Source organism: Streptomyces sp. NBC_00683 (assembly GCF_036226745.1).
In the GTDB taxonomy this organism is placed as follows: Bacteria; Actinomycetota; Actinomycetes; order Streptomycetales; family Streptomycetaceae; genus Streptomyces.
On the sequence record NZ_CP109013.1, the window covers coordinates 1993759 to 2006224 of the forward strand.

A 12466-nucleotide genomic window follows, 5' to 3' on the forward strand; every position below is an offset into this window, starting at 1 on the left:
GCGGCTCAGACGTTGGGCACCTTGAGCTTGTCCCAGCTGGCCTTGCCCGGGATGCCGTCCGCGCCGCTTCCCGAGTAGCCCAGCTTGCGCTGCCAGGCGGCGTACGACTTGCGGTCCGCCTCCGACCAGTCGGGGCCCGGGCCGACGTCGTACTTTCCGCAGCCCTCGGCCACCAGTCTCTTCCCCATCGCCGTGATGACGGCGCTGCGCCGGCCGGCCCGGAAGTAGGCCGCACCGGGGAACGGCTCGTACTTCGCCGGGGGTTTCGTCGCGGGCGGCTTGGACGGGCCGTCCGGGTTGCCGCCGAGGCGTGCCTTGATCCGGCCGCGCATCGAGTCCATCGTGAATCCGCGCGGGTCGATCTTCCCCGGCTGCCACTCCTTATGGCCGATCACCGAGCGGTAGTTCCAGCCGTGCGCCCGGCAGATCGCGGCGGCCGCCTTCTCGATGGCCTCCAACTGGGCGGCCGGCCACGGGTCCTTGCCGTCGCCGAGGTTGACGCACTCGAAGCCGTAGAAGGAGCGGTTGCCGTCGGTGTTGGCCTCGTTGTCGGCGGGCAGCGCCGTTTCGTTGATCACCGCGCGCAGGACGTCGTCGTCGCCGAGTCCGGCGTGGTTGGCGCGGCCGTGGCCGACCAGGTGGACCGAGCCGTCCTTGGCGATCACCCCGTGGCACAGCGGGCCCGGCAGGCTCGAATGGCCGTTGTAGCAGAGTTCGACGGAACTCTGGGTGCCCGAGGTGACGGTGTGATGGATCATCACACCGTGGACGGGCCCCCACGAGCCCTTGTGGTTGCGGTTGTGCGTGCGCCAGCTCCGGTGCTCGACGACATGCAGGCCTTCGTCCCGGAGGGCCTTGAGCAGTTTGTCTGCGGACAGAGGCGTTGCCATCGTGGTGCTCCTTTACCCAGGTGATGCGTCAGTTCTCGGGCTGTCCCTCGTCGTCCTGCCCCGCCGTGCGCCCGCCCGAACCGGCGGCTCCGGCCGTCTTCGCCGCCTTGGCCTCGGCGGCCACGGCCTCCGCCTCGGCTTCGGCCTCGGCGGCCAGTTCCTCCTCGCTCGCTGCGGGAATGACGGCCGCGAGCGGCGCGAACGTCATGCGCAGATCCGCGACGGAACCCTCCGACAGCACCCATGCCAGCGGCGCGTAGTGGACCTCGATCCCCTTCGGGGACTGCAGCAGGGGGCGGCGCGCCGCGTCCGTCGGCCACTCCACGCTGCCCGTCGCGGTACGGGCCGCAACGGTCCAGAAGTCACCGGACCGGTAGGTCCTGCCCGGCTCGAAGTACACGAGCACACCGTCCTCCAGATGCAGCCACGCGCCTTCCTCGACCCGGATCGCGCCGCCCCGCGGCTTCGCGGCGGCCGGCTTCCCCCGGCCGGCGCCGCCTCCGTGCCGGGGGCCGGAACGGTGGTCCCAGCGCCGCAGGTACGGGTGGAGTTCGGGGCGCCGTCCGACCGAAGGGTCCGGCTCGCCCGAGAGCCGTACCCGCCGCCCCGGCAGGTCGACCTCCTCGATGCGCAGCAGCGGCAGCGGCTCGCCCCTGCTGGTGTAGGCGGTGTCCACGAACTCGACCTGGTCGCCGACGCTCAGACCGAGCTTGTCGTCACTGCCGAGCGTTGCCAGTTCCACCCAGGTGCCGTCGAGTTCGTCGACCGGGAAGGTCACCGAGCCGTTCTCCCGCGACCATTTGAAGGTCGCGTCCTTCGCCGGGCCGCCCTCGTGGATCTCCACCCGGTACAGCTGGTTCTCCGGACCCCGGTACCGGGCGTCCGGCCCCACCAGGCAGGGGTCCTCGTCCGCGTGTTCGGGGCGCTCGCTGCGCGCCGCCATGCGTGCGGTCGGTGCCTGCGCCGCCGCCCACCGCTCGAACGCCGGGCGGATCAGGTCCTTGGTCGCCCCGTCCTCCAGTTCCAGCTGCGCGCCGGGCAGCGGCAGCACCTGCCAGACGGTCCTGAGCCGGGCCGCCGTGTCGGGCATCGCCGATCCGAGCGCCACCTCGCGCAGCAGCGGGTCCTCGGCCGCTGTCACCGCGCGCTCCCACACCTTGACGTAGGCGAGGTACGGGAACTGGGTGGGCAGCCGGTCGCCGGGGCGCTCCGGGTCCCGGTGGCCGTCGGGCTGGTCCCAGTAGGTCCAGGTCGCCGGTAGCGCGGCCGGGCTGTCACCGTCCTCGGCGGTGTCCTCCCCGGCGGGGACGCCCGGCTCGGGGCGGTCGGCGTCCAGCAGGATCCCGTCGACGTAGTAGCGGCCGGCGCCGATGGAGAGGTCGTCCAGCTCCCGGCTGCCGCCCAGGAAGCCCACCTCGAACCCGGTCGCGCCGCGCGGGCCGCCGTGCCGCCCGATCAGGTCGGCGGCGGTGCTCCTGGCCCGGTGGAGCTGGATCGCCGCCTGTTCGTTGGCGTCCGCGTCCAGCTGGACCCGGCCCTGCTGGGCGAGGACGGCCGCGTAGTGCCGGTCGGGCCGAAAGGTGTCGCGGGAGAGATCTGCGTGCATGGGAAGGGGTCCCCCTTGGAAGTCCGTCAGTCGTGCGTCGGTCGGAAGAGGTTCGGGTCGGGCGCCGGTGTCAGGTGACGGGGAAGATCCCGGCGTCCGTACCGGCAGGGGTGTACTCGGCGAGCCGGGCCCGCAGGCTGTCCTCGCGCTGCGGTTCGTACAGGTGGTGGAAGACCCCCATCTCGGAGCCGTCGTCGGCGCCCCGCCGGATCTGCCACGGTCCGCCGTCGGCGAGCCGCCCGTACGCGGGGGTGCCGTACCGTTCGCTGCTCAGCAGGGGGCGCACCTCTTCCGCCCGGTCGGAGCCCACGAGGTCCGGTTGGCAGCGGTGGCGGCGCGGGGTGCGGGAGCCGGGCGGCACGTACGAGTAGCGCAGGCAGCCGATGCCGCGACGGGCCACCCGCACCTGCCCGGTGAAGATGCTGTTCTCGGCGATCTCCACCGCGTGGGTGTGGACCTCGCCGATGACGGTGGTGCGGTGCGCGTGCAGCACGGCGTGCGCGTGGCGGCAGTCCGGGGCGGAGAGCGCCGGAAGACCGTGGCCGGTGGCGTCGAGGATGCTGTCGCGGATGTGGATCGGCAGCGGGTCGGTGCTCACCTCCTCGCCGATGACCTCGATGGTGCCGAGGATGCTGCGCTCGATGGACACGCAGGCGGTGGTCCGGTCCAGGACGAGGCTCGGCTCCTCGGGCGAGTGCGGATCGCAGTCCGCCTCCAGCGACCAGCCGGGCACCAGGGTGCAGTGGCGCAGGGCGACCGCGCCGACGGGGCCGCTGACGTGGAGCCCGCGTCCGGTGATCAGCAGGCCGTCCAGCACGATCCGGGGGGCTTCGCCCCCGTGATGCGCCGGACCGTCCTTCCCTTCGCCCTGTCCGCTCTCCTGCGCCCGGATGTTGAGCGCGTCGGGGCGGTTGCTGTACCAGTCGAGCAGCCGGATGACCGGGCGGCAGCCCTCGGCCGCACGCAGTTCCAGCCGGTCTCCGCGGCCGAGGTCGAAGTCGAGCTGCTCCTGGTAGGCGCCGCTGTGGGTGATCTCGATGATGCCCTCGGCGCCGCAGTGCCCCGCCCGCCGGTCGGTGCGCCACTGCTCGTACGCGTCCATGATCCGCTGGTGGGGCCCGCCGGGTCCCACCCGGTAGATCCGGGCGGCGGGCGAGGTGACGCGCTCGCGCGGGTACTCGCCGCCGCCGGTGTCGTCGCCGAAGGCGTAGTGGTAGGTGACCCATACCCCTTGGCGGGGTGCCGAACGGGACCCGAAGGCGATCCGGCCCAGCACCGGGTCGACGGCCACCTGGCCGAGCCTGGGGCGGTAGCGCCAGCCCGACAGGTCCGCCACGACGATGTCCGACATCGGCACCGGCTCGTCCTGGCCGTCGCGCCAGACCGTGAAGCTCTTGCCCGGCCCGTAGTGGTCGGCGAGCCGGTCCGCGAGCTGCCGCCTGCTGATGGACGCGGGCACGTTGTCGATGGTCGCGATGTGCGTGGCCGACGGTTCCGGCACCGGTCGCGTCACCAGCCCGCTGTCGTTGCCCAGGATCGAGAACGTGTAGAGGCTGCGGGCACGGTCGATGCAGTACGCCGGTGCCCGGCTGACCCGGTACGGCTTCAGCCGCCACACGAACAGCCCGACGCCGGCGGGCGAGTGGCCGCCCCTGCGCCGCGGCGAACCGGCCCTGCGTACGTCCACGGACCGGGCCGTCGTGTCGAACGGCCCTCCCGCGAGGTCAAGTTGCGCACCCTCGCGTACGTCGGCCAGCCTGCCGCGCCCCAGTCTGCGTACGTCGGTGGCCGCAGCCCCGGTCCCGTACAGCCTGACCGGCTGGTGGTGGGAGACCAGCCGGGAGAGCTCCACGGCCCTGGCCGGCCATCCGGCGACCTCCTGGGCCAGCTCCTCCAGCAGGGCGAGGGTGCCCTTGCGGCGGCGGTTGGCGACGGTGGCGGCCACGTCGCGGCGCGGTGCGAGCGCCTCGGCGAGCCGGGTGCGGGCGTCCTTGCCGTCCGCGTCGCCGAGCCCGGCCGACGGGACCCGCTCGTACCCGGGCAGCGGCCGGTAGCCCACCAGGTCGCCGAGGTACGGCAGCACCCAGGGCGCGGCCGTCTCCACGAACAGGTCCTCGTAGCTCTGGTCGACCCCGTCGCGCACCCGGTCGACCTGCTCGGCGATCACCGCGAGCAGTGCCCGCAGCGGCTCCCCGTCCTCCGCGTCCCGCAGCCGGTGCCACTGCGGGAGCAGCTCCGCGAGCCCGTCGGGTTCCCTGCTCATGCGGCGCTCCCTTCCTGGGTGTTCATGAGGTGACCTCCGTGAGAATCAGCGTGTCCGGGACGTCCGGTGACAGCAGGGCCAGCTGGGCGGGCCGGATCCCGCGGAAGACGAACACCGCACGGCCCTTCTCCAGTCGCCGGGTGTCGGTGATGTCCGGGTTGAGGCGCAGCAGTTCGTCGAGCGCGATGCCGTACCGAGCGGCGATCGAGGTGAGCGTCTCGCCCCCGGGTTCGGTCACCCGGTGCACGTCCTCGTCGTACGCGGCGAGCCGTGCCGGGACCGTCGCCCGCGGCTCGGCGAGCGTGTCGGCGAGGCCGGGCAGACCGTCGGGGGTGAGCGACGCCGGGACTCCGCCGAAGACGTCCACGTCCACGTGGTCGACCCCGGGAACACGGTGGGCGGTCGCCAGCACGTCCGACAGGTGTGCCGGGCTGCCGAGCTCGCGCCGGGAACTGCCGAACCGGGTCAACAGGGCCTCGCGCAACCTTGGTTCGACGATCTGCCAGCTGTGGTCGCGGGCCACTTTCACCTTGGCCGCGAGGAGCAGCAGAACCGGTTCGCGCACCTGCACGCGTACGGGCAGCCGGGAGTCGCCGTAGCGGGCGAGCGAGGAGCGCAGCGCGGTGAGCACATCGGAGTCCTCGGCGATCGGGAGGTCCTGGACCCCGGCGACCGTCACATGCAGCAGCCGCCGCCTGCCGTCGAAGATCTCGCGGGCCACCGCCCTGCCGATCCCCGCCCGGGAGCGGGCGAAGTCCTCGTAGTCGGCGAGGGACACCAGCCGGTCGAGGGCGGACACGGCGAGCGGGATCGCCGACCGGGTCCGGCCGGGGCCGTCGGCCTCCGCGCCGCCCGTGGCGGGCTGCGGATTGGTGACGCCGGTGACGCCCAGCGGACGGGTGACCGCCTGGGTGATGCGGTCGGCCCGGACGTTGGCGGCCCGGCCGGTACCGAAGCGGTAGCGGGCCCTTACGTTCTCGTGGCCGGTGGGGAGCCGGGCGCCGTGCACCCCGTCGCCGAAGGTCACCGTCGTCCGGCCGGCGGCCTCGCCGCACACGTAGACGCGCTCGCGCGGGCCGCGCCCGGCGAGGCTGTCCACCCTGTGCCAGAGCAGCCCGTCGACCCGTACCTCGAGGGCGGGGGCCGCTCCCAGCGGGTTGTCGGCGGGCAGCCAGGTCAGCGGTGCCTGCCAGAGTGCGAACGTCTGGTTGGCCAGGTCCGCGTCCCCGTTGCCGACCGGCTCCTCCCTGCTCTCCCCGTGGGTGGCCGCCACGACGTTGCCGCGCACCCGGACGGTGGCGCGCCGGTAGCGGTGGACCAGGTCCGTCGTCAGGGTCAGCCTCGTGTGCACGTGGTCGCCGGGCAGCAGCGGGTCGAGCTCCTGCTCGACGCCCGCGACCGTCACCAGTTCGGTGGCCTGTGCGGCGGGTACGTCCGTGCGTTCCCCGGACACGATCAGCTGCCGTCCGGGCCGCAACCCGTCGTACAGCTCGGCCAGTTCGAGTTCGTTGCCGTGTACGTCCTCACCGAGCGGCTCCTCGGCGAGGCGCAGTGCCTGCCCGCCCGCGTGCACGGTCGCGTCGCGGATCGTGGAGAGCAGTACGTCGTGCTCGTCCAGCCAGGGGTCGGCGAGGGTGAGCTCCGTACCGCGTCCGGTGATTCCGAAGTCGGTGTACACGGCGGTGCGCAAAGCGGTGACCCTGGTGGTGACGAAGCCGAGCGCCGCGTCGCCCGGAATGCCGTCCGGCCCCTCGGCACCCTTGCGGGGGCGCTCGATCGCGATCCAGCTGCCGACGGTGACCGAGTCCTGTACCGAGTCGAGCGCGATCACCCGGCGGTTCGCGGGCTCCGGCACCGTGGCGATGCCGATCACCACGTTCGCCGGTTCGCTGCCGACCGTGTAGCGCACGGTCAGTTCATAGCCCTCGTGCCTGATCTGGTGGTGGTCGCCGGGCGCCAGACGCCAGCTCCGCGGCTCACCGTTGTGGACGGCGACGTGGACCCGTCCGTCGTCCGCGGGCCGGGAGACGAACAGCGTCCGCTCCGGCAGACCGTCGAGCAACTGGGCGGTGACACCGGGCTCCTGGGAGTCGGCGGGCCGCCTGTTGAGCCAGCTCAGATCGTGGTCCTGGGCGGTCCGGGTCATGACCGCGACGCGGCCCGGCCCGAGATCGAACGTCGCCTCCGACGGCAGGGTCTCCGAGTGCTGGACGGACGAACCCGTCTCGGTGTGCTGGAACTCGGCGCGCTGGGGGACCTTGCCCGCGGTGTCGAACACCACCCGCATCGTCGTCAGCGCCGAGCCCGTCAGCGGCCAGTCGGCCTGCCTGATCACCCGTCCCCGGTCGTCCTGCACCGGCCGCAGCGGCGCCGTCGCGCCGAACGGTGCCGTCGTCACCCGCATCGCCTGCACCTCGTGCAGGAGCGGTGGCACGGTGGGAGCGGACTGCCGCCACGCCGGGTACATCCCGTCGGCGATCCGCGGGTCGAGCGCCGCCAGGAGCTGAGCCCCCAGGTCGGAGCCCGGCGCCGACAGCCGGTCCGCACCGGCATCCGCCGAACCGGAACCGGACCCCGGCCCGGACCTGTTGCGGGAACCGTGCCGCACGACCTCGCCGCGCAGCGCGGGCAGCACCGCGCCGAGCGCCCGCAGCGCCGCGGAACCGTCCGTCGCGGCCGCGCGCAGAACCTCGGGGGCCGGCTGGGACGGCTCCAGTTCCGCTGCCTGCGCGATGACTTCGCCGACCATGGCTTCCAACTGCTCGAACCAGGCGGCGACGTCGGCGTGCGCACGGGCGACGGCCTGCGCCTCGGCCAGCCGTTCGTGCGGCTCCGCGAGCACTGCCACGAGACGGGCGGGTGAGGTGACGGTGTCGAGGCCGGCCCGCAGCGGGGCGAGCACCTGGGCGTCGAAGTCGGCGATGAACCTGCTGACCGGACGTGGATTGGGATTGTCGGGAGCGGGTTCGCCGTCCTCGACCGCCCGCTCGTCCTCGGTGATCCACTCGCGCAGCAGCGCCACCAGTTCACCCAGGGTCGGCGGGGCGGACTGCTGGAGTCCGATCCCCGTCACGTCCTCCTCCCGGTCGACGCGGAGCCGGGCCACGGTGCGGATCAGCCGCTGCCCGGGAGTACCGTCGCCGCCCTGCCCCTTGAAGACGAAGAGCAGCCGGTCGCCGGTCCGCAGACCCGTCGTGGTGCCCGACACCTGGATCTCGGAGCGCCGGGTCAGGTCCTGCTCCGTCAGCAGCGAGGGCCTGCGCCTGCGTACCGCCAGCTCGTTCCATGACGCGCGGGCCGCGAGTCCTGTGTCCGTCTCGAATACCTGCGACTCCTCCTCGGAGGTGAGGGGAACGCTGTTGCTGCGCGCCCCGCGTGGAATGACCACCTCCACGTCCACGCCGCGCGGGTCCTTGTCCAGGGTGTACGCGAGATGCGTGTCGGCGGCGATGCCCGGCCTCGGCCGGTGCCCCACGAGGCGCCCGAGCAGCGCCAGCGAGCGGTACTCGTTCGCGGTACGCAGATACGCCTCGTCCACGATCCGCTCGGAGTGGAAGGTCAGCAGGTCGCCCACGACGGCCCAGGAGTCCAGCAGCCCGATCGCCGGGTCGTCCGGGGTACGGACCGTCAGCCCCCGCAGGGCCGGATAGGCCGGGGAGGCGAGCCGGTCCACCATGGCCGCCAGGAAGGAGCCGTGGTCCCCGACCCGGTAGTCGAGGGCCGTGCGCCCCGGCGGGTTGTACAGGGCCTCGGGGGCACGGCTCTCGTCGTGTCCGCCGCAGCCGCAGCCGCAGTTGCCCGCGCCGCTCATCGGGTACCTCCGGCGAGTTCGATGGTCAGCCGCCCGTTGTCGGGGCGGTCCGGGTCGTTGTCGCACCGTGCGATCTCCAGCGGGCCGATCCGCAGCACGCCTGCCTCCAGAGCCGTGTCGTCCCCGCCGTCCACGCCCGCGTCGTCGAAGAGCCGGCGCAGCCGGGTCACCGTCACGTTCTCCACCCCCTGTACCGCGGCCGCGGCCGCGACCAGCCGGCTGAGCCGCACCGGTTCGCCGAACACGAGGGCGTCGGGGTGGAAGAAGCCGAGCCGTCCGTCCCGCAGCCGCCCGCTGCCCAGCAGCCGGTACAGCTCGGCGAGGATCTGCCCGTGCTGGTGGCCGGGTGCCGCACACACAGCCAGTGCGATGTCCAGCGGTACGTTGCCGGCGGGGCCGACCACCAGGTCGTGTCCGATCCGCCGGTAGCTCTCCAGCGCGTACGCCACCGAGTCGAGCAGCTCGGGCGCCGGTTCCCCGGCCCCCAGTGCGTCGACGGCGACATGGGCCTCCTGCACACTGCCCGTCCAGCGGATCTCCGCCGCCGCCCGTTGTACCCCGGGCAGTGCGGAGGCCAGCGCCGCGTAGTCCTCGGCCGTCACCGCGCGCTGGGTGGTGCGCTTCAGATCGAGCGGGGCCAACTGCCGTACCTGTTGCAGTGGTTCGGGCTCCGTTCCGCCGACGGCGGGCAGCGGGTTGCGTACCCCCGCGACCGGCAGCGTCTTCCCGGCGTCCGTGTCTCCCAGCAGCACCAGGTGGTTGACGGCCTCCGCGCCGACGTTGCCCGCCGTGCCGCCGCCGAGCCGGTAGTGCAGCTCCAGCCGGGCGCCGGGCCGTGACCGGGCACCGTGCCGCCCGTCGCCGAACCGCAGCGCGATCCGCCCGTCGTCCTCCAGCTCACCGACGAAGTGCCGGTCGCGGTGTCCGCTGGTGAGCAGATCCCGCCGGGCGGTCCACACCTCGTCGCCGTCCACGGCCGTCACCGCGGGCAGCGCGGCCCGCGGATCCTGGACCAGGGCCGCGGCGGGACCGCGTAGGACCGGCTCGTCCGGGTGCAGCCCGGACGCGTGGCCGGGGCCCCAACTGTGCGCGATCTCCCAGGCGATGCCCGCGTCCAGCACGGCACCCGCACGGGCCCGGGCCGTCAGCACCTCGAGCCTGCGCAGCTTCGGTGCCAGCAGCCGTTCGCTGCGGTGCAGCAGCTCGCGCAGCGCGCGTACGGGGTGGCGGTGCAGCTCCAGGTGCTCCAGTGTCCGCAGTCCGAAGACCACGGTCAGCTCGTCGATCTCCGCCTCGGTCAGCCCGTCGCGGTCACGGGCGCTGCGCCACAGCTCCACCAGCCGCTCCCGCACCCGCCCGGGTACGGCGGCCAGCCGGTCGGCCTGTCCGGCCGACACGTGTTCCGGCAGCGGGAACGGTGCCGCCTGGACGACGGGCGATCGCTGGAGGACCGGCCTGAACCGGGGCCGGATGCCGGGGTACACCACCTGTGCGAGCAGCGTCGCCAGTGCCTCGGCCTGCTCGTACGCCGTACCGGGTACGACCTTCTCGCGCCGTCGCCCCGCCAGCTCCAGGCCGATTCCGGCGCGCGCCACCTGGTCGTCGCCGACCTGCTCGGACAGCTCCCTGACCTGCTCGGCGGTGAGCAGCCGTCCGCTCCGTGCCTGTTCAAGGCGTTCGCCCAGGAGCCGGGCGGGCGCGTTGCCCGCGTCGGTGTCCCCGCATGCGAAGCCGGACGGCTCGCAGGACCCGGGTACGGCGGGTTCCGCCGGTACGGTCACCGTCTCCGGCACGGCCCCGCCGAACGTCAGCGACCTGCCGTGATCGACGAGGACCACATTGCCCCGGGCGACGCTCACGTCCGCGACCGGCTCACAGCCCGGAGCTCCGCGCGTCGACAGGCGCACGGGGACGGCGAGCGCGTCCTGGCGGGCCCAGGTGACCTCCAGCACCGGCTGGTCGGTGAGCCTGTCCAGGCCCGGGGTGACGGAGGTGAGCCGTACGGCCTGCCGGTGCGCGGGGTCCGCGTCGCCCGGCGTGCCCGAACGCGCCCCGCGTACCTCCTCGAACACCAGCAGGTCGCCGGGCGCCAGGTCCAGTGCCCGCACCGTGCACTTCCTGTCGGTCCATTCGTCCCGCAGCGTCGCCGACACCGCACCCTTGGGCAGGGCGCACACCTCGTCGCCCCAGGTCCAGAAGCGGATGGTGTTGTGCGCGGGGCGCAGCTCGGCAGGTTCGGCGGCCACCACCGGCTCGAAGACCTCCACCGAACCGCGCTCGGCCAGCACCGCCAGGTCGCTGTCCTCGATGACGGTGCCGATCTCGGGCCGGTCGCGCGGCCCCAGCGTGCGGACGTCGACCGCGGCGAAGCGGAACGTCCCCGGCAGCAGCGTCAGCCGTTTCGTCACCTCGACGGTGACCAGGGCCCGGGCATTGGACCCGTCGTGCATCGGGTAGTCGATCAGCCTGACGTGCCGGCGTACCGACACCCGCCTGCGGGCGGTGTCCAGATAGGCCTCGGTGGCCACCGCGTCCTGGTGGTGGCTGATCCGGTCCGCGGTGTGGGCCAGCAGCTCGACGAGAGTGATGCCGAGGTCCGCGGGGTTGCGCTCGACCCAGCCGGGCGTGGTCAGCGCGAGCCGGTCGAGAATGAGGCGGCGTACGGAGTCGTAGTCGCGCGCCGTGTAGTCGATGACGGGCGCCGCGACCCGGGGGCCGGGGTCGGCACCGGCCGCCTCGTCCGCGCAGTCGAACGGCGTGGGGCAGTCCGGCCGGAACTCGAACTCCGCCCCGAAATAGCGCTGGTCGAAGCCGGGGAACGGCTCCGTGCCCGGGCGGCCGTACGGATCGGTGTCCACCACCGACAGCCGGTAGCGCGAGGTGTCCCCGGTACGGTCGACCGTCACGAGCAGCCGGTCGTCGAGCTCCGGGTCCTCCTCCCGCTCGACGGCCACCTCCACGGCCTCGATTCCCGTGATCCGGCGCCCGCCGTCGATCCGGATGTTCTCCGGGCACAGCCCGTGCGGCGCCTTGCCGAGGAAGGTGACCGTCAGCGTAAGACCGTCGTCCCCCACCTCGACCGCGTCCACGCCGTCGAGCCGCGCCGCGCGGACCTTGCCGCGCCTGCCGTCCGTCCGGCAGACCGACTCCCTGCTCGTGCCGCTCATGCGGGCCCGCTCCCCTCGAACACCTCGTCGCGCCTGCTCCCCGTGGAGCGCACCACGTAGCGCAGGTGCACCCGGACCACGTTCTCCTCGCTCACCACGTCCAGGGACTCCACATCGATCAGCTCGCCCAGCCAGCGCTGCAGCGAGGCCTGCACCGACAGTTCGAGGGCCGAAGCCAGCTCGGGGCTGTTCGGTGTGAACACCAGATCCAGCAGCCCGCAGCCGAAGTCGGGCCGCATCACCCGCTCGCCCGGGCTGGTGAACAGCAACTGCTCGACCAGGTCCCGGACATGCTCGTCGTGCCGCGCGTGGGCGGTCCGCCCGCGCCGGTCGCTGCGGAACGGGAACGCGATGTCGTTCCGTACGGTCCTCACCGGCATGTCGCCCCCTGCCGGTCCGCGTGCACGACGGGTGGCCCGTGCTGCACGTGCGCCGCGCTGAAGCAGTGCGCCGCACTCGTGTGCAGCAGGACGGGCGAGCCGTCGATGAGTACACCGCCCGGCTGCGGGCTCCACCGGAGGGTGGTGCACGGATGCGGCGCCCCGTCGACGGTGTGCGGACACCCGGTCACCACGAAGGTGTCGGAGGCGGTGTGCACGGGCTGCCCGTCCAGGCGCACGGCCGGGTGCGCGGAGGTGGCTGAGGCCCGGCCGCCGTGCGGGCAGGTGAGTGTCGCGGCGGCGCTGACGATGGTCCCTGAGCTGGTGGACAAGACTTCTCTCCCCGTTG

Annotated in this window: 7 protein-coding genes; all 7 read right to left on the reverse strand. The window is 73.3% G+C overall.

All coding sequences use genetic code 11. The features are described from left to right. Positions 1-5: 5 nt before the first annotated feature. Positions 6-890, reverse strand: a complete 885-nt coding sequence (locus OG257_RS08805) for a peptidoglycan-binding protein (protein WP_329206286.1) — start codon at positions 888-890, stop codon at positions 6-8. 28 nt (positions 891-918) lie between these two features. Continuing rightward, the gene (locus tag OG257_RS08810) at positions 919-2496 is read right to left on the reverse strand and encodes a DUF6519 domain-containing protein (protein WP_329206287.1); all 1578 of its coding nucleotides are present in this window, start codon (positions 2494-2496) and stop codon (positions 919-921) included. A gap of 70 nt (positions 2497-2566) precedes the next feature. Continuing rightward, complete coding sequence (locus tag OG257_RS08815) at positions 2567-4759, reverse strand: hypothetical protein (RefSeq protein WP_329206288.1); 2193 nt, start codon at positions 4757-4759, stop codon at positions 2567-2569. Between the two features lie 22 nt (positions 4760-4781). Next, complete coding sequence (locus OG257_RS08820; protein ID WP_329206289.1) at positions 4782-8570, reverse strand: putative baseplate assembly protein; 3789 nt, start codon at positions 8568-8570, stop codon at positions 4782-4784. After that, entirely contained in the window at positions 8567-11737 is a 3171-nt protein-coding gene (locus tag OG257_RS08825) for a putative baseplate assembly protein (RefSeq protein ID WP_329206290.1), read from the reverse strand. Before OG257_RS08825 ends, OG257_RS08820 begins: the two co-directional genes overlap by 4 nt. Then, the gene (locus OG257_RS08830) at positions 11734-12117 is read right to left on the reverse strand and encodes a GPW/gp25 family protein (protein WP_329206291.1); all 384 of its coding nucleotides are present in this window, start codon (positions 12115-12117) and stop codon (positions 11734-11736) included. Before OG257_RS08830 ends, OG257_RS08825 begins: the two co-directional genes overlap by 4 nt. Continuing rightward, a complete protein-coding gene (locus tag OG257_RS08835; protein ID WP_329206292.1) occupies positions 12108-12449 on the reverse strand; it encodes a hypothetical protein in 342 nt (113 codons plus the stop codon). The genes OG257_RS08830 and OG257_RS08835 overlap by 10 nt, the downstream gene beginning before the upstream one ends. Between the last annotated feature and the right edge of the window lie 17 nt (positions 12450-12466).